The sequence below is a fragment of the Kitasatospora sp. GAS204B genome, from assembly GCF_029892155.1.
Taxonomy (GTDB): Bacteria; Actinomycetota; Actinomycetes; order Streptomycetales; family Streptomycetaceae; genus Kitasatospora.
The window spans coordinates 1-16585 of record NZ_JARZAG010000050.1; the positions used below are offsets into that span (position 1 = coordinate 1).

General features: G+C 67.0%; 17 protein-coding genes and 2 pseudogenes. 9 read left to right on the plus strand and 10 right to left on the minus strand.

The features are described 5' to 3' along the window. Positions 1 to 175: 175 nt before the first annotated feature. Positions 176 to 796, minus strand: a complete 621-nt coding sequence (locus tag P3T41_RS35775) for a plasmid pRiA4b ORF-3 family protein (protein ID WP_280694833.1) — start codon at positions 794 to 796, stop codon at positions 176 to 178. 104 nt (positions 797 to 900) lie between these two features. Here P3T41_RS35775 and P3T41_RS35780 point away from each other — a divergent pair, with 104 nt between their 5' ends. The 4 genes from P3T41_RS35780 to P3T41_RS35795 all read left to right on the plus strand — a co-directional run bounded on the left by P3T41_RS35780 (position 901) and on the right by P3T41_RS35795 (position 3249). Next, the gene (locus P3T41_RS35780) at positions 901 to 1386 is read left to right on the plus strand and encodes a transposase (RefSeq protein WP_280694834.1); all 486 of its coding nucleotides are present in this window, start codon (positions 901 to 903) and stop codon (positions 1384 to 1386) included. 108 nt (positions 1387 to 1494) lie between these two features. Then, positions 1495 to 1800, plus strand: coding sequence for a DUF255 domain-containing protein (locus P3T41_RS35785; protein ID WP_280694835.1), 306 nt, complete (start codon positions 1495 to 1497; stop codon positions 1798 to 1800). Beyond that, positions 1746 to 1892: a hypothetical protein gene (locus tag P3T41_RS35790; protein WP_280694854.1), complete on the plus strand. Its 147-nt coding sequence runs from the start codon at positions 1746 to 1748 to the stop codon at positions 1890 to 1892. The genes P3T41_RS35785 and P3T41_RS35790 overlap by 55 nt, the downstream gene beginning before the upstream one ends. Before the next feature lie 538 nt (positions 1893 to 2430). After that, complete coding sequence (locus tag P3T41_RS35795) at positions 2431 to 3249, plus strand: aminoglycoside phosphotransferase family protein (protein WP_280694853.1); 819 nt, start codon at positions 2431 to 2433, stop codon at positions 3247 to 3249. 79 nt (positions 3250 to 3328) lie between these two features. Here the strand turns inward: P3T41_RS35795 and P3T41_RS35800 are convergent, their stop codons facing one another. From P3T41_RS35800 to P3T41_RS35815, 4 genes are all read right to left on the minus strand, one after another. After that, a complete protein-coding gene (locus P3T41_RS35800) occupies positions 3329 to 3907 on the minus strand; it encodes a DUF6262 family protein (protein WP_280694836.1) in 579 nt (192 codons plus the stop codon). After that, the gene (locus P3T41_RS35805; RefSeq protein WP_280694837.1) at positions 3904 to 6516 is read right to left on the minus strand and encodes a site-specific integrase; all 2613 of its coding nucleotides are present in this window, start codon (positions 6514 to 6516) and stop codon (positions 3904 to 3906) included. Before P3T41_RS35805 ends, P3T41_RS35800 begins: the two co-directional genes overlap by 4 nt. Continuing rightward, entirely contained in the window at positions 6513 to 7691 is a 1179-nt protein-coding gene (locus P3T41_RS35810; RefSeq protein ID WP_280694838.1) for a tyrosine-type recombinase/integrase, read from the minus strand. The genes P3T41_RS35805 and P3T41_RS35810 overlap by 4 nt, the downstream gene beginning before the upstream one ends. A 105-nt stretch (positions 7692 to 7796) precedes the next feature. Next, complete coding sequence (locus P3T41_RS35815) at positions 7797 to 8090, minus strand: hypothetical protein (RefSeq protein ID WP_280694839.1); 294 nt, start codon at positions 8088 to 8090, stop codon at positions 7797 to 7799. A 28-nt stretch (positions 8091 to 8118) separates the two neighbouring features. On the opposite strand from P3T41_RS35815, the pseudogene P3T41_RS35820 reads away from it, so the two are divergent. Continuing rightward, a pseudogene (locus tag P3T41_RS35820) lies at positions 8119 to 8295 on the plus strand (Tn3 family transposase); the annotation flags it as partial. Positions 8296 to 9015: 720 nt separating this feature from the next. Next, a pseudogene (locus tag P3T41_RS35825) lies at positions 9016 to 9237 on the plus strand (site-specific integrase); the annotation flags it as partial. Positions 9238 to 9397: 160 nt separating this feature from the next. Here the strand turns inward: P3T41_RS35825 and P3T41_RS35830 are convergent. Further along, a complete protein-coding gene (locus P3T41_RS35830; protein WP_280694840.1) occupies positions 9398 to 9529 on the minus strand; it encodes a hypothetical protein in 132 nt (43 codons plus the stop codon). Positions 9530 to 9561: 32 nt separating this feature from the next. Beyond that, positions 9562 to 10188: an RICIN domain-containing protein gene (locus P3T41_RS35835; RefSeq protein WP_280694841.1), complete on the minus strand. Its 627-nt coding sequence runs from the start codon at positions 10186 to 10188 to the stop codon at positions 9562 to 9564. A gap of 403 nt (positions 10189 to 10591) precedes the next feature. Here P3T41_RS35835 and P3T41_RS35840 point away from each other — a divergent pair, with 403 nt between their 5' ends. Continuing rightward, positions 10592 to 11095, plus strand: coding sequence for a recombinase family protein (locus P3T41_RS35840; protein WP_280694842.1), 504 nt, complete (start codon positions 10592 to 10594; stop codon positions 11093 to 11095). Beyond that, on the plus strand, positions 11065 to 11214 hold the full coding sequence (locus tag P3T41_RS35845) for a hypothetical protein (RefSeq protein ID WP_280694843.1): 150 nt from the start codon (positions 11065 to 11067) through the stop codon (positions 11212 to 11214). The genes P3T41_RS35840 and P3T41_RS35845 overlap by 31 nt, the downstream gene beginning before the upstream one ends. 48 nt (positions 11215 to 11262) lie before the next feature. On the opposite strand, the gene P3T41_RS35850 is transcribed toward P3T41_RS35845, so the two are convergent. Next, the gene (locus P3T41_RS35850; RefSeq protein WP_280694844.1) at positions 11263 to 11949 is read right to left on the minus strand and encodes a DUF4158 domain-containing protein; all 687 of its coding nucleotides are present in this window, start codon (positions 11947 to 11949) and stop codon (positions 11263 to 11265) included. A gap of 1910 nt (positions 11950 to 13859) precedes the next feature. Between P3T41_RS35850 and P3T41_RS35855 the strand changes: the two genes are divergently transcribed. Continuing rightward, positions 13860 to 14780 carry an ETX/MTX2 family pore-forming toxin gene (locus P3T41_RS35855; protein ID WP_280694845.1) on the plus strand — a complete coding sequence of 307 codons (921 nt, stop codon included), beginning with the start codon at positions 13860 to 13862 and terminating at the stop codon, positions 14778 to 14780. Positions 14781 to 15244: 464 nt separating this feature from the next. On the opposite strand, the gene P3T41_RS35860 is transcribed toward P3T41_RS35855, so the two are convergent. Both P3T41_RS35860 and P3T41_RS35865 read right to left on the minus strand, forming a co-directional pair. Further along, a complete protein-coding gene (locus tag P3T41_RS35860; protein ID WP_280694847.1) occupies positions 15245 to 15640 on the minus strand; it encodes a nuclear transport factor 2 family protein in 396 nt (131 codons plus the stop codon). 93 nt (positions 15641 to 15733) lie between these two features. Further along, complete coding sequence (locus P3T41_RS35865; RefSeq protein ID WP_280694848.1) at positions 15734 to 16585, minus strand: NAD(P)H-binding protein; 852 nt, start codon at positions 16583 to 16585, stop codon at positions 15734 to 15736.

Below are 16585 nucleotides of genomic sequence, written 5' to 3' on the forward strand. Positions count from 1 at the left end.
GACAGCCGGGCCCTCGGCCTGCCCACCACTACCCGGACAAGTCGAAATGGCCCGTCGAACGCACCGACGGACCGTCACGAAAGATCGAGGCTAGTGCAGCGCCGCACTGATCCTGCGAGGGTCAGGATCGCCCCGGCCGTGGTGGCCGGGGCGATCGATGCCACACCCTGGGGCGTCAGTTCTCGATCAGGATGGCCGCGAAGCCGGACAGTGCGCTGTTGATCTCCGCCAGGTCGAAGGCAGCGGGATCGAACTGGTCCGCGGTGTCGAGGCCGAGCCATTCGAGGCGTTCGTCGTGTTCTTCATGGCCGGGATCGGTGAGGATCTCGATGAGGTACTCATATCCCCACATCCCGCCGCAGTCCTCGGGCGGGCAGGCACGGCGGCCGGTGAGGCAGCGGGGGTAGGCGGTACCCGGTTCGGCGTCAGTGACGGCCTCGACGAGGATGTCGTGCTCCCAGTCGTCGCCGAAGTCGTAGGTGTAGCCAAGCCGGTCGCCGACGCTCGGGGCGGCCTGGTCGAGCCGCTTGGACGCCGCGCTGCGGATTCCGAGTTCCCGGTCGGCGACCCCGTACCGCTCCTGCCCGGCCTCGAAGGCCCACATGTGGTAGTCCTCCCAGCCGAAGGCCGCCTGGATCAGGTGGTGAAGCTGCTGCAGCGTGGTGCCTGACGGCACTTCCAGCCGGCGCCAGATCGGGGGCCGGGAACCACGCAGGGTGACCTTGATCGTGTGGACGACGCTTCCGGGTGTCGTCCGGGAGCGGGAGATCGGCTTCGCGCGCCGGGTGTTCGCCATGGCGGTCATCCTGCCACCGGCCCCGGCCCCGGTGGGGCTGTCCGCCGCCGGCCCCACCCGTCCGCGCGACAATGACCGACGCTCGACGAATCCAGGGGTGGGTCATGCCGGCGCACAGCCCGTTCACGGTGGTCTGGGACAAGAACCAGCGGGCGGCTCTGGAGCAGTTGGTCCACTCGCGCACCGCCCCTCTGCGGCGCATCCAGCGAGCTGCGGTGGCCCTGGCTGCCGCCGACGGTGTCGCCAACGCGGCCATCGCCCGCAGCCACCGGCTTCTGGACGGAAGCATCGACCCTGCCCTGACGATCCAGCTGGTCCTCGACAACGGATCGTCACATGTCTCGAAGGCCACGCGGGCCTGGATCGCGGCCCACCCGAGGTTCACCGTCCACCACACGCCCAAACACGCCTCGTGGTTGAACCAGGTCGAAATCTTCTTCTCGATCCTGGCCCGCCGACTACTACGACGCGGCGAGTTCACCTCCCGGGACGACCTCATCGACCAGATCCGCGACTTCACTATTGCCTACGACAACGAAGCCCGCCCCTTCCGATGGACCTACGACGGCACCCCGCTCAAGGCCACCTGACCCTCGCAGGATCAGTGCGGCGCTGCACTAGCGATCCGCGACTGGTGCCTGGGTGAGGTCGAGCGTGGAAGCTGGGCTGGACGGTCCGGGTCGTGCGACGATGCCGGTATGAACCGACTCGCGAACGCGACGTCGCCGTACCTGCTCCAGCACGCCTCCAATCCGGTGGATTGGTGGCCATGGGGAGAGGAGGCGATCAATGAAGCACCGGTCACGTCACGGCTGAACCCCGCCTCCAAGGAGACGGACTTGGGGTCCACCCGCAAGAACACCAGGAGCGCGTCCGCAGCCGACAGGACCTTCACACAGGCGAAGTTGGACCTGCGCCGGGAGGCGATGTACTGCCGGAGCTCGACACTGTGGCCATCGCCCAGGGCGAGCAGCCGGGCATCGAGATCGGCGTACAACTGCTGAAGGGCCGGCGAAGCACGCTCGATCGCCTCACGGACAGTCTTGCGCCCCGGGCCGCCAGCGGCACGGCTGAATCCCGTCAACCTCGCTTCTGACCGGCGTACTTGGACCGCTGGACACCGAGGCGTGCAACTCCAGGGCCAGCATGTCCCCCTCGAAGCGCTGGTAACGGACGAGGCGATCCGGCGGTTCATTTCGCCGATCGCGTGGACGTCGTAGCGGCTGTACCCCGCAGCCACACAGATGATCCGCGGACTGCTCCAGTCGACACCGTCGGCCGCCTCGACCCCGAGCCACCAGCGCCTCGAACTCAGCCTTGTGGTTCCGCAACCAGGCAGAATAGAAAAGCGCCTGGTTGATCACGTTCTCACTGCGCGAGCGCTTGTACTCGACTTTACCGACCGCAGGAGCTCGGATACCAGCTCTGAACTGCGACGATTCATAGACTACATGTCCGTGACGGTCTGTCATCACCAACTGATGTCGCCCGTTGGAGTGGTTCTCGATCGCACTGTCTGAACACTGCTCATCGCCTGGACGGAACCGTCTCAAGCACCACGGTGTCGTCGGCTTTGCTGGCCTGCCAGGCTGGGTCCGCGTTCAGCGACGTCGATGTTGAGACTGGGGATCTTGATGACCAGCCCGTGGACGACCCATGCGGTCGAGCTGCTGCCCGACCTTGTGATCAAGAAGTTCCGGTCGTTCAGCGACGGCGAGCACGAGCGGGAGTGGCGAGCCCTCACGTTGCTGGAGAGATACTCACCAGGTGTCGCTCCAGCGCCAATCGAAGCGGATCTGTCCGCAGCGCCCCCGACCGTCGTCATGTCACGCCTGGCCGGATCGCCACTGCGTGGCACCTGCATAGAGCCGGACCAGCTCGTATCCATGGCCCAGACGCTGACGAGCATGCACGAGTCCGTCCCGCGGAAGGCGGCAGCCGAGCTCCCTCCCCGATTGTGGAACCAGTACCATGCCAGCCGCGGAATCCGCGTTCGGCACGAGCGGCTGTCAGAGCAGGTGCCCAGCAGGGTCGTCTCGCAGGCGGTCGCCGCAGGTATGAGGTGGTTTCAGCAGTCGGGACTGGAAACTGCGGGCGAGCCGGACGCGCCGCCGATCTTCGGTCAGGCGGATGGGAACCTTGCCAACTTCCTGTGGGATGGGACGCAGGTCCGGGTGGTGGACTTCGAGGACTCCGGCCGCAGTGACCGCGCGTACGAACTCGCGGACGTGGTCGAGCACGTTTCGGTATGGGTGGACAGCGAGTTCGACATTGCACGCTTCCTTGGCTTCTTCGACCTGGCTGGTGCCGAGGCTTTCCGCCTGCGCGAGTGTCGGCGTCTCTTCTCGCTGCTCTGGCTCCTGGTCCTCGCCCTGGAGGACCCGAGCAATCCCCGGAACCCACCCGGAACTGCCGAGCGGCAGGCCGAACGCCTCCTAGACCTCCTGGGCTGAAGCCTCGCCCCGAGCTTGATCGTGTACCCCGCCCGGTGGCCGCTTCGCCGGGGTGAGGCGGCCACCGGGCAGGTGTGGGTCATTCTGGCGGGGCGGCGAGCTGGGCTTCGAGGTCGGCGACGCGCCGGTCCTGAAACCGCAGGTTGGAGCGGGCGGCTTTGAGGCGTTCGTCGAAGGATCGGTTGTCGGCGGTGAGTTGGCGGACGCGTTGCTTGAGGGTGGTGTTCTCGGTGGTGATCCGTTGGATGGCCTCCTCGGTCCACTCGGCTTCCAAGTCGCGTACCTGGCCGAGGAGTTCGCCGATGCGGTTGCGCTGAGTCATGATCTCGGCGTGGGCGGCCTTGAGGGCGTCCTCGGCGTTCAGGGCTCGCTCGCGCCAGGTCGTCTCGCGAACGTCGTCCTGGTCGGTGACCATCTGGGTCCGGCGTTCGCCGGCCTCGGCCATCGCGGCGGCAACCGTGGCCCTCGCCGCGGGGTGGTCGTAGAGGAAGGTGCGGGAGACGTTGGCGCGGCGGGCGACGGCCGCGACGCTGACCTGGGTCTTCTCGCGGCGGAGCCGGGTGACGGCGTCGCGGACCCGTCCGAGGGCGGCTTCGGTGCTGCGGTGGCGGGCCGCCAGAGCGGCGGCTGTGCGGGGTGCCGGGACGGTGGTGGTCACGCGCATGCCTCCTCATCGGTGGTGTCGTCGTACTCGCCCTGTTCGTCGCCGACGGCCTCGGCGAGGTCAGCTGCACGGAAGGCGGTGGACCACACGCGGTGGAAGTAGTCCTGGGGTTTGCGCAGGTCCAGGGCGAGGGCGTCGTCGAGGAGGCCGAGGCCTGCCAGGGCGCTCTCCAGGCCGTCGATGGCGCGGGCGGTGGGTTCGAAGTAGCGGTGGAGGTAGTCGGCGGTGGCGTCGTCGGGGGCGCCCTCGGCCAGCAGCCGCCACTGCTCGCGCTTGCGCCGCCAGTAGAGGAGGTCGGCGCCGGACAGGACGAACTTGTCGCAGTTGTGGCAGTCCAGGTTCCAGGGGCAGGCCCCTCCCTCGACGACGGGCTGGAAGGTACAGAACCCGCCCTCGGCCGGGGTGCTGCGGCGGCCGAGGTCGATCGCGAGGGACTGGGCCTGCTCTCGGGTGAGGGGTGTGGCGGTCTCGGTGAGGAGTTCGCCGGGGTTGGCGGTGCCGGGGCCGGCGACCCAGACGCGTTGGAGGACGTCGTCGAGGTCGGACTGGGTCAGGTGGACGTAATGCTCCGCCATTCGATCACTGACCTGCCCCATATATCGGCGGATGTGGGTCAGGCTCGCCCCGGCCCGCAGCAGCCGGGTCGCCAGAGTGTGCCGGGCTTGGTGGGCGACGTAGTGACCGCCCAGGTCGAGGTCGGTGATCCAGTTGCGCAGACCGGTGTGGAACCAGGTGTAGGACAGGGCGCGACGGCCGTCCGGGTTGAGCATGTCGGTGGGGAACAGGGCCAAGTGGACGCGCTCGGCGGAGGTGGGCGCGCGGCCGGCGTGGCGGTCGGCGAAGTGCGCCAGGGTCTTGCGCCGGCGTTCCTCAAGCCGGCCCATGAGCCGGTCGGGGATGCGGATCGCCGCGTTCAGATTGCCGACCTTGGTCTGGTCGTGCCAGAGCACAGGCAGCCCGCCGTAACGGCCGACGCAGTCCAGGCGCAGCTGGATGACCTCGTTGGCGCGCCGGCCGGTGATGATGATGGCCTCCCACACATCTCGCAGGCCGCGGTCGTGCGGGTCGTGGTCCTCGGCGAGGTGCCGCAGGTTGCTCTCGTCCGCGAGAGCGCGGGCGACCTCGTCGGGGAAGGGGTTGCGGCTGCGGGGCGTGCCCGGGCCGCCGACCGGCATGGCGGTGATGAAGGCGCGGTTCAAGCCGATCCGCTCGGCGCTGCCGTTGTCCAGCGCGCCGCGCAGCACGGCCCGGCCGTAGTTGAGCACCATCCGGCGCATGTTCTCGGTGACCTTCGACTTCTTGCCGTCAAGGCGGGCCTGGCCGCGGAAGGCAAGGCCGAGGCGTTCGCGGTTGCGCAGGTCCGCGACGAAGCGGTGGGTGTGTTCTTCGCGCAGCGCCCCGGGATCGTGGCCACCGTCCGGTGCCTCGGCCTCCAGGAACGCGCTCAGTTCGGCGCCCGCGCGGCGTTGGTAGTCCACCGGCTGGGCGCTGCGCGGGCATGAGGGCGAGCGCAGCACGTCGGCGATGTGGTCCCACAGCAGGTCGCGCAGCCACCGCTGGGAGACGCAGGTCAGGTCGATGTAGCTGGAGCGGTGGGGGAAGCGCACTCCGAAGTGCTCGGTCTCGATGTAGCCGGCATCCCGGGTGTCGGAGGGGGCGAAGTAGACCTTCCGCAGGGCTTCTTGCATCTCCTGGACCATGCGCTGGTGGTAGCCGCGATGGAAGACGGACGGGTCCAGGCCGGCCAGGGACGCCACGTCGCGACGCTGGCACTCGTCCGCGAGCGACTGCACCCACGTCAAGTTCCACACGGTGGTGGGCTGCAGGCCGTGGACGTACAGGCCCCACTGGAACTCGGCCCGCAGCAGGGGCCGCAGGCCGCGCAGGTAGATCCGCCCCGTGCGGTGCACCGGCAACTGCGCGCGGCACCAGGCGCGGAAGGCGATCTGGTCGTCGCAGGAGATGGGGACGGGGCGACCGTGCCGCTCGAAGGTGGCGAAGAAGTTCTTCGGCAGCCGGGCCCCGCCCGGACGCCCAGCCCGGATGTAGCCGCGCTCGTGCGCGCCGCACAACCCCAGCGGCGAGGAGGCCAGTTCGTCGCACACCTCCGTGCGGCACTCACCGTAGCCCGGGCACGGCTGCTGGTCGACCAGCCACCTCTCGAACTCCCCGTCCTCCTCGCCGGCGCCGGGGTGCCGCTTCAGGTGGCTCAGCCACCGGTTGCGGTGCCGGAAGCACACCACCAGGCGCAGGCTGAAGGCCGGCCGCTGCGGGCAGATCCGGCACATCATCTCCTCCGGGGCCTCCGACGCCGCCAACGGCTCCGCCGCGCGCAGGAACTGGATCCGGGTCATCCCGCCGGCCTCGGCCTCCTGCCACTGATCGGCGTGCACCGAGCACATCGCGTAGCGCCGCCAGCGCGACCGCGCGCAGTCAGGGACCGTGCAGCTCCACGGATAGACCGGGTGGGACGGCGGGATCTTCAGCACCCCGCCACGCAACGCCGGGTCGAACTCGGGCCCGTTGATCAGCACGGTGAGCACCTCCAGCCGGTCCCGTTGCGTGCGGGCGTCCTGCCGCGGCACCAGGAAGGGCGCGGTCACTCGGCCCCACCCCAGACCGTGCGCAGGGCGGTGTCGAAGGCCTGGTCGTGGATGTCGACGTGCCCGTAGACCTCGTCGACCATCGCGGCCGAGGCCCAGCCTCCGGCGTCCCGGGCGATCAGCAGGTTGCCACCGGCCGCGTCGAGTACCGCGGAAGTGAAGTTATGCCGGAAGGCATGGGGTTTCACGACGCCGAGCCCGGCGCGCTTCCCGGCCCGGCCGAGCATCCGGCGGGCCCCGACCGGCGCCCATGGCTGCCCGGAGTCCTTGCCGTGGAGCTGGACCAGGAGCATGCCGTGCCGGGTGCCGCGCGGGTACTCGCTGGTGAGGTACTCGAAGTAGGTGTGCACCATCGCCGGGCTGACCCGCTTGATCAGCCCGCCGGTCACCGTGCCGCCCTCGACGCGCCAGGGGAGCTTGGTCTTCGCCTCGGCCCGGTTCGGGTTGCCGGGCCGGTGGCAGACGTGGACGTGCGGGGTGCGGCACTCCCCGCAGGCCGCGTCCTCGCGCAGGTGCAGGTCCACCAGGTGCAGCCCGCAGAGTTCGCCGATCCGCAGGCCGCCGTCGGCCAGCCAGGTCACCACCAGCCGGTCGCGGGCGGCGTTCACCACTGCCAGGAGCTTGTCCCGCGCACCGTCGGGGAGCATCTTCGGGTGTCGGCGGCGCGGCCGCGTCGGCGCGAGCGGGTTGGTGGGCAGGGAGTTCTTCACGTGTCCCAGGAATGCGCGGCGCCGGTCCGCCCGTGTGGGCAGCCGCGAGGTGTCGAGCTTCTTGCCGAGCTCGCAGTTCACGCCCAGGGACGACTGGTGCAGGTAGAAGCCCTTCAGGCAGGCCGCCGCGGTCGACAGCGCGGAGCGGCCGTATGGGCGTTTGCCGATCCGCCACGGTTCGCCGAGCGGCATGAGGACCTCCGCGCCGACGATGCCCATGTAGCGCTCAAGGTCCCGCAGCACGACCTTCTCGAAGGCCAAGCACTCGCGCTCCAGCCACCGCAGATGGTCCACCAGGTAGTACGCGTAGGTCCTCTGCGTCCCCGACCCGTCGTACACGCGCAGGAACCGGTCCGCCTCCGCGTGGAGACTGCCCTCGGGCCACACGATCGTCCACGACCGCCGCCCGTCCCTCCGGTCGATCTGCTGGACCCTCAGATCCCCGACCACCACTCGCCGTGCCACTCGTCCTCCGTACCGACTCCGGAACATGACGGGCGCTCCGGACACGGTCGGTAAACGAGCCCGCGACGCCCAAGTCACAGGCCCAGACGGACATCACGGGCGGCACTACCCGCGGTCGGTAAACTCGACCACGACCGGGCTGCCGTCCTCGTCGAGACCCAGTGAGTCGATCCGGCCACCGTGGACCGGTCCGGTGGAATACTCCGAGGCGAGGAACCGCACGCTGAGCATGGTGTCCATGTTCTGCTCGATCAAGGTCTGGAGATGCCGCTCCAGCTCCACCTCCGAGCCGACAACTTCCTCGGCAGACCCGCCGTCAACCCGGAACAGGCGCAGACCCGTCATTTCTCCCCCGGCAGCCAAGCGATCATGGTGACAGTCATCGTCGGTATGTGTCATCTATCGGCGGTAGTCGCAGCACGGCACCACGATGAACCTCGAAGGCAACTACGTGGACAGCCATGGCCAGTCCGAAATTGGCTTTGGGATCACGCGGCTGCTGAACGTCGACCTGCTGCCCCGCATCAAGCAGATCAACCGGGTCAAGCTCTACCGGCCGGCCGCTGGGGAGAGCGGGGCCTACCGAACCTGGCGGCGGCGATGACCCGCCCGATCCGCTGGGAGGTGATCGCCGCCAACTGGGACCAGGTCATCAAGTACGCCACCGCGATCCGCACCGGCACCGCCTCCACCGAAGCGATCCTGTCGCGCTTCACCCGCGCCGCCTCCCACCCTGCCTACCAGGCCATGCTGGAGATCGGCCGCGCCCAGAAGGCCATCTTCGTATCAGTTACGTGGAATCTGACCGCAGTGGAGATCATCTCCCTGCGGTACGACCACGGACTGAGGAGATGTGTTGGGCACGGTGCTACTGGAGGAGAAGTGGCCGGTACTCGGCCGGCACGAGCAAGCGGCCGGGTGGTTGCAGGTGTGGAGCGACCTGGGCCGGGCGCCCCGGACGATCGACGCCTACGCCCGGGGGCTGGCCGAGTACCTGGAGGTGTGCGAGCGGGAGAACGTCGACCCGCTGACCGCCAATCGAGCACACATCGCCGTCTATGTAAGGGAGTTGACATCTCGGCCGAGCCGCCGGGGCGCGAACGTGGTCTCGATCGACTCGGGCTCGGGCCTGGCCAACGCCACCATTCAGCAGCGCCTGGTGCCGGTCCGGCTGTTCTACGACTTCCTCATGGAGGACGGGCAGCGCGACTCCAACCCGGTCGGCCGAGGCCGCTACACGCCCGGCCGCCGGCGCGGCGGGCATGATCGCGGCCTCGTTCCGAGGCTGACGAGGTTGCCGTGGATTCCCACCGAACAGCAGTGGATGGACGTCCTCACGGTCGCCGCCGAGGAGCCGGTCCGCAACCGCGTGATGCTCGCGCTCGCCTACGACGCCGCGCTGCGTCGGGAGGAGCTGTGCTCGCTGCGTACCTACGACCTCGACCCGGCCCACCGAACCCTGCGGGTGCGCGCTGAGACGACCAAGAACCGGCTGGAGCGCGTCGTCCCGTACTCCGCGCCGACCGGCGTCCTGCTGGCGGGTTACCTCGCACACCGGGCGACGATCAGCAAGGCCGTGTGCACGGCGCTGACCGAGCACGCTCCCTCGCACTGGCCGTGGAAACGCCCGAAGGGCCGAGCGGGGCGGCACCGGCGGAGCCGGGCGTCGTGGAGCTGGTGCCCGGGCCGCTGCCCGGGCACCAGAGTCAGGGGAAGGAGAGCGGCATGCCGAACGTGGCCAGCGCCCAGTAGAGAACGGCCCAGCGCCGCATGGTCGGCCGGGTCAACTGGTTGGGAGGAGATGAACGCGACGTGCGCCAGGGCATGCCCTGACGCACGTCACGTTCATCTCCTCCCAACCCCCGGCAGGCTATGCGGCCGGCAGTTGGGGCAGGTCGAACGTGACCCACTGCTCCGAGGGCTGGCCTTGGCAGTACCAGAGCTCGGTCGGGCTACTGGGGCTGGTGGCGTAGTTGTTGACGTTGAGGCACAGGCCGGAGTTCGGGTTGAAGATGGTGCCGTCGCCGCGGAGCTGCCACTGCTCCGCGGGGTTGCCGTTGCAGCCCCAGAGCTCGGTCGGGCTGCTGGGGCTGGTGGCGTAGTTGTTGACGTTGAGGCACAGGCCGGAGTTCGGGTTGAAGATGGTGCCGTCGCCGCGGAGCTGCCATTGCTCCGCGGACGGGCTGAGACAGTTCCAGATCTGGGTGCTGGAGCTGGGGCTCTGGCTGTAGCCCGAAACGTTGAGACACAGGCCCGAGTTCAGGTTGTAGAGGTGATGCGCCGCGCCATCCTGAGCGGGGACTGCAACCCTGCCCGTGCTCTGGGCCTTCGGCAAGGCATGTGAGGCGGCCGAAGCCGTCGCCCCGGGCAGCACTGCGAGGAGGGCTGCGGCGACACCCGCAGCGGCGGCGACGCGGCCTCGCGCGCTGCTCCTGGCGGATCCGCGTCGCTGGAGGTGGGCCAGGGCGCGAAGCGCGGTCTTGGTGGCAGAGTGCATGATCTTCTCCTTAGTTCCTGGGAGGGAGTGCGTGCTGACACGGCCCCTGACGGTCCATCAGTGACCACTACGGGCATGCGCATGCCAATAGCCATGGAACAGCCCCGCGGGGTGGGGCCCGGCGGGATGTGATCAACTATGCCGACCGTCTAGTGACACGCCGTTGAAAGACCGGCGTGAGCGGCATGCCAAGAGCGTAGCTAACCCATCGATGTAGTCCCCCTGGGTGCCGGCGAGGACCGCCCGCTGTCCTTGACCGCGGCCGGTCGTTGCTTGATCGCGTACAGCAAAACACTGGTGCCGACGTGAGCACCACGAAGAAGAGCACGACGAACTTCCGGAACTTTGGCCGGAAGGATTGCCCAGCGGTGCTGCCTGGTACGGACTTCCGGTTCGATTACCGGTGGGTAGGCACGTCCGCCTCGGATACGCCCGCGCATCGACCGCGCGGCAGTCCCTGGACTCGCAGCTCGACTCCCTAGCCGAGGCCGGGGCGACCCGGATCTTCGCGGAGAAGACCTCCACGCGCGCCACCAAGCGGCCCGAACTGGACGCGGCCGTCACCCTCGCCGGCGAACTGCGCGCCTCCGGTGTGCACGTCACCCTCGTCGTCCACGAGCACAAGCGGCTCGGCCGCGGCATCGAACTCGCCGCGCTCGCCGAGGACCTCAAGGCCCGCGATGTCGGCCTGGAGTTCCTCACTGGGGAGCTGAAGGGCTCGCACGACCCATCCGGGGTGGTGTTCACCGTACTGGCCGCGCTGTCCGGCATGGAACGCGAGTACATCCGCGACCGCACCCTCGAAGGCCACGAATCCGCCCGCCGGCGCGGCAAGACCATCGGCGCGCGCATGTCACCGACGAGGCCATGCTGTCCATGGCCCTCCACCTGCGCGAGCAGCAGATGAGCCTGCGCGACATCGCTTCCCGGCTCGTCATCACCACTGGCAAGAAGAAGGGCCAACACCCGTCAGTTGCCACCGTCATGCGGATGCTGCGCGAACACGACGAGGCCACCAGGATGTGAACCGGGCCCCTGAACTAGGCGATGGCCGCATAGCCAACCAATTCCACGTCAAATGGCCAGGTCAGCGCCTACTTCGTTGTTTTTTCGGCGAGTACTACCGGGACCCCGACCAGCACCAGCACCGAGTCCTCGTCCTGGTCGCCCTCGGCGCCGTCCGCGTCCTCGGCCACTTCGGGCGCGGTCGCCACCAGGGCCAGCACCCGCTCCCGCACCGGCTCGGGCAGCCGGGCGAAGACCGTGGTGAACCAGGTCTCCTCCGCGGTGTGCAGGGCGAAAGCGGACCATCCGCGTGATCCGGTCCGGCGCCGGAGGCTCGATGAACTCCTCCCGGCACCGCTTCAACAGCTCCTCGCGCACCCGGTCCGCGTTCCGCTCGGCGTGCGCGACGTTGCCGGCCAGCCAAGCCGTCAGCTTCTCCGCGTCCTGCACCGAGCACACCCGAAAGCCCAGGTGCTCGCGGATCTGGGCACGGTGGTACTCGATCGTCCGCCCAGACCACTCGTAGGACTCGAAGTCGGCGGCCGGCACGTTCATCTGCCGGGCGACGAACTCCACCACCTCGTCCGGGAAGTCCGCCCGGCCACGCGGGAACCGGCCCTGCCGGGTGTAGAACTTCAGCAGCAGCGCGAAGCCCACCCGTGTCCCGCCGCGTTTCCCCGCGACCAGGTCCGCCTCGTCATCGAGCACCGTCCAGTGCTCCACCAGCGCGTCCATGCCCACCGGCTGCCGCCCCATGGCCCCGCATCATGCCGGACAACCCCAGGTCAACGCGGACAAACGACCAAAGATCACCCGCATATGCGGCTCATGACACGGTCGTTAACGGCACCCCGAATCGAGTGCGGCACCCGTGCGCTCCTCGGCGCGGCCTTCGGCCCGGACGGCACCGGCGAACTACGACGCCGTGGACTTCCTGGGGACCGTGGCAGGGACCGGCGCGTCTCGTTCCTGGTGCGCTCAACCCGCAAGCGGCGACCCTCGGTGCGCCGTCCGCTGCCGGACGGCTCCTTCCTGACCACCATCTGCGCCGGAAGTACCGGGCCGGGCGCCCTGATTGCGCATTACCACCCAAGATGGCAGGCGGAAACGGGCTACTTCTCGTTGAAATCGACCATCCCAGGCGTACACCCTCGACATCCAGATGATCAAGGACGGGAGCCTTGACAACCCCAACAGGAGTCAAACGCAACGGTGTTGCACACAGTGGGACGCCACCGGCGACCGACGGCCACCTGCCACCTTCGCTGTACGTCCTGAGAGGTGGCCGGCCAGGCGGAGCAGGCAGCGAACACTAGTGCGCCGCGCGGCTCAACCCGGCGGCGGGTCGTCTGGGCAGTGGGCGGGGCTCAACCATTCCCGGCGTCGGTGTCGGCTCTGCCGAAGGCAGGGTGATCGCATCGACTTTCGTCGCTTCCGACGGATCGAAGTCCGACGTAGCTTTAGATCCAACTCCAATAGTGCTGGCGTTGGCTGAAGTTACATCAGTGCTTGCCATGCTCTCGAGGCCCTCAGCGATACTTAAGGGTGAGAGGGGCGTGATCCACCCCGCGCAGTCTCATCAAGCAGCGCATCAGAAAGCGTGATGTGCAAGAACTGGCATGTCGATAGAAGGAGCCATGAACAGACGTATCGTCAATCTGGCTACCGCGGACGCCGTTACGGCCTGTGTGCACCCTCGGCACCGCCGCCAGCGCCACGGCGTGCCGACTGGCCTCAGCGTGCCGACACGGCAGCATCCCATCCACATCGTCCGTCACCGTGCGGTTCCTTGGCTTTCCCAACGGCGCGGTCGCCCGTATCCACTTGCTCTACCCCGACGCCAAGCTCCTGGAAGCCACTGGCTCCACCCCACCGGCCCCACCGATGGTGCCAACCGTCTTCCAACTGGCGGTTCCTCTTCCAGCTCCCCGGCGACTAGACGGCAACCATGCAGGCCAGCAACTGGGGAGCCTTCACATCCCGATCGTCAGCGAGAGCCATCAGATGGGAAACCAGGTGACCGCCTCGCCTCCCCAGGGCGACCTCGTGACCAATGCCGACCACTCCTGAAGAGCGCCGGCTACACCGGGTCGTTAGATCAGCATCACCGTTCGTGAGCCCCTCTCCCCGGAGATCCAAGAGCCGTACTACATTTTCAGGTTCCCCAACCGAACCCACCTCGCCACGGTGAGGTCGAGCCATGCCTCTGAGACACCCTGCAACCGCCCCCGATGGGGTCTGGCTCCGATAGCTGCCAGGATGGGCTGTGGGCCCGCGGACCCACCTGTCCGATGTACCAGCTCGGCCCGTCCGCGCTGCATGTCGGGCCGCTGAGTGCGCAGCTCTTCGCCGAGCGAAGAGAGACGACCTGAGCGCGACGCTCGGCTGCGTGGAGGTCCGCGGCGAGTGCTGCGCATTGGAGCGGCCGCTCATCCACCGCTCGCTCGTCCAGTCAGAGGATTTCGCGAGTCATCCGCTGCGGGTTGGATAAGGCCGCGCACATCAACCCGAATGGACGCAGCGAAGTATTGAGCCGAAATTAGCTTACTGTCGCCTTTTCCGGGACGTCTGCACAGGTCGCAAGCCTCGGCGGCAAGGGGTCAACTAATTTCGGCTCAACAAGGAATTTAAACGCATTTCGTTCCTTCATCGACAGGAGTTTCATCATGGATCTCACTAAAATCAAGGCAGTCAAGGCAGTGTCCGCAATCGCGCCGCTCGCATTCGGCATATCGCTTCTGACGCCGGGTGCGGCCCACGCCGCCACGGGCATGGTCCAACTGGACCAGGTCGCAACCCAGCAGCTCCCGTACTATTTTAACTGCGCCAGCTGGTGTTCGGGCTATCTGGGCCCGGTGGACACCAGCCCGATCGTTGCCAGTAACGTCTCAGCCGAGCCGGAGGGCACTCCGACTACAACGCTGGGTGACACCTGGTACATAGGCTCAGCGACCTTGACGAACGATAGCGATCGGGACCAAACGCTGTCGTCTGCGTCGTTCAGCAAGGAAATTAAGCAGACGCTCAGCACGTCGGTAACTAACGGTGTCCAGCTGGGCGCCAAGGTTATCGCCACGGTCAATTTTGGGCCGGTCCAAGCAGGCGGCGAACTGAGTACGACGGTCAACTTCAGCAGTACCGACACAGAGAGCACAACTACGGGAGAGACGTACATGGCACCGCCTCAGAATATCTTCCTTCCCGCTCATACCCAGGCCGATGTCAGCGTAACGCTGCAGCAGGTCGACACCACCGGGTCACTGCACCTCCGGGCCGACCTCAGCGGCATGCCAACGACCCAGGTCTCTGGATTTCAGGGCGAGCTGGCCGACATCCTTGGGCCGAATACACGGTACGGACCTCAGAAGGTCGGCGCTCCGGCCCTGCCCGATGGGATCACAGTTGACACGGTGAACAAGACGGTCCACTTCGATGGCGAAGCCACGTACACCGCCACTTACGGCACCAATATGTATGTTGACGTGTCATACAGCCCTGAAGGGAACGGCGATTCCAAGGCGATTGCCACGACTCCCTCCTCGTACCGGTACACCATCGCCACCCCGCAGGACTCGGCCGCCCACTGATCTTGCATGTCGGGGGTGTTGCGGGCGAGATCACGAGCGCAGGATTCCCGCCCTTCTCGCAGGTGTTGTCCACACACCACCGACATCTCACCGAAGCGGAAACGCCGTGCCCCCTGCGTCGCAGGCGATGGGCACCGAGCAGGGGCCGATGCCAAGCACCGATGATCGGGGCTTCGTGACCAAAGGTGAGTTGGCACTGACGATCACTGCCGCTGCGTCGCCGCTGGCCTGCCCGCCTCCTACTCACCGATTAGGAAGTGCGAGCAAGTCGCTGAGTGGAGCGATGCCGGCGAGGGCGTCTGTGGTACGAACATCGCGAACACGCACGTCAGGACGGGACGCGGCAGATCTCAAAGAGCGATCTCACAGGTGGCGGCCCGATCACGGGAAATCGGCTCACGATCAAGCTGATATCACACGTTCAAGCTGACTAGCCAACAGACTGACCATCTGGACCATGCGGACTACTGGGCGGCATACGGATAATCGATGAGGTAGCGCCAATTACCGTCGTTATCTCGCCGCAGGATATCCACCGCGACCCCTTTCAGATGCTCGGGCTTACCATCTGCACCGGTGGTCTGCATGGACCAATCGACAATCACCATCGCTGTATCGCCGGCTACGAGCGACTGCCGGACTGTCGCCTCGATGGCCGGGCCATATGACATGAACTCAGTAGCCCTGTCCAGTCGGGCCCGGCCGGATAGGGGAATGCCTGGGTCCCACACCGCCACGGCTTCCTCAGAATACAGAGCGTTAACCGCCTCTACATTGCCGGAGTTGAACGCCTCACTGAAGCGTTCCAGGACATCTTCCAGGTCGCTGACTGGGCCGGCACCGTTGACTTCCGCCGTCATTAGTCAATCCTTCCTCTGCTATTTGGGTGACACGAAGAGGCATGTGCCTCCAAATCCGCCGTTCCAGAAGTCGATCCGCCTACTGAACAGCCTTTACCCCTGGTCGGGCACGGGGGTCGGCCACAAAGTTTCGGCAACGTACTGGGAGAAGTCGCGAGGCTCGCGGCCGAGCACGCGCTGCACGCCGTCGGAAAGATAGGCGGTCTGGCCAATCCGGATCGTGTCGAACAGTCCGTTCACGTAATCGCCGATCTCTCGTGGATAGCCTAGCTGGACGAGATGCTCGACATACTCCTCATGAGATGCCTTGACCTGGCGGATCTCCCGCCCGGTAGCCTCCGAGATTTCCTTTACGCAATCGCCGAACGTCATGAGCCTCGGTCCGGAGAGGCGGTAGATTTCGCCCTCATGGCTATCCTCGGTAAGCGCGGCCACGGCTACGGCTGCGATGTCCTCGGCGTTGATGAACGGTTCGGATCCAGTCCAAAGCGGCAGCACGAGTTCGCCGGCGTTGATGCCATCGGACAGCAAGGGCTCCTCGCTGAAGTTTTGCGCGAACCAGGATGGCCGCAGAATTGTCCAACCCACGCCAGATTCCTGTACGGCTCGCTCGGTGGCGAACATCGACTCGTCGTGCGACCACTGCTCGACCGCCCGCGCGGATAACAGCACGAAGCGCCTGACTTCCTTGCGTGTGGCGAGTTTGGCGAAGTCGGCTAGCAGCTCAGCTGCGTGGGGACCCTGTTCGTCCACCACGTACACGGACTCGACGCCTTCGACGGCGTCGGCCCAGGTCTCGCTGTCCTGCCAGTCGAAGAATTGTTCGCCCGAGCGGGAGGCGGCCTTGACCGGACGGCGGCGTTCAGCGAGTTGGCGTGCTACGCGACGTCCAGTCTTTCCTGTGCCCCCCAGCACCAGAACAGTGTCCCTCATTTTTTCCTTCAC

Excerpts from the sequence above, each read along its gene's own strand:
- P3T41_RS35775 (WP_280694833.1), bottom strand. The coding sequence starts at position 796 with ATGGCGAACACCCGGCGCGCGAAGCCGATCTCCCGCTCCCGGACGACA.
- P3T41_RS35780 (WP_280694834.1), top strand. The coding sequence starts at position 901 with ATGCCGGCGCACAGCCCGTTCACGGTGGTCTGGGACAAGAACCAGCGG.
- P3T41_RS35785 (WP_280694835.1), top strand. The coding sequence starts at position 1,495 with ATGAACCGACTCGCGAACGCGACGTCGCCGTACCTGCTCCAGCACGCC.
- P3T41_RS35795 (WP_280694853.1), top strand. The coding sequence starts at position 2,431 with ATGACCAGCCCGTGGACGACCCATGCGGTCGAGCTGCTGCCCGACCTT.
- P3T41_RS35815 (WP_280694839.1), bottom strand. The coding sequence starts at position 8,090 with ATGACACATACCGACGATGACTGTCACCATGATCGCTTGGCTGCCGGG.
- P3T41_RS35835 (WP_280694841.1), bottom strand. The coding sequence starts at position 10,188 with ATGCACTCTGCCACCAAGACCGCGCTTCGCGCCCTGGCCCACCTCCAG.
- P3T41_RS35845 (WP_280694843.1), top strand. The coding sequence starts at position 11,065 with ATGGCCCTCCACCTGCGCGAGCAGCAGATGAGCCTGCGCGACATCGCT.
- P3T41_RS35850 (WP_280694844.1), bottom strand. The coding sequence starts at position 11,949 with ATGGGGCGGCAGCCGGTGGGCATGGACGCGCTGGTGGAGCACTGGACG.
- P3T41_RS35855 (WP_280694845.1), top strand. The coding sequence starts at position 13,860 with ATGGATCTCACTAAAATCAAGGCAGTCAAGGCAGTGTCCGCAATCGCG.
- P3T41_RS35860 (WP_280694847.1), bottom strand. The coding sequence starts at position 15,640 with ATGACGGCGGAAGTCAACGGTGCCGGCCCAGTCAGCGACCTGGAAGAT.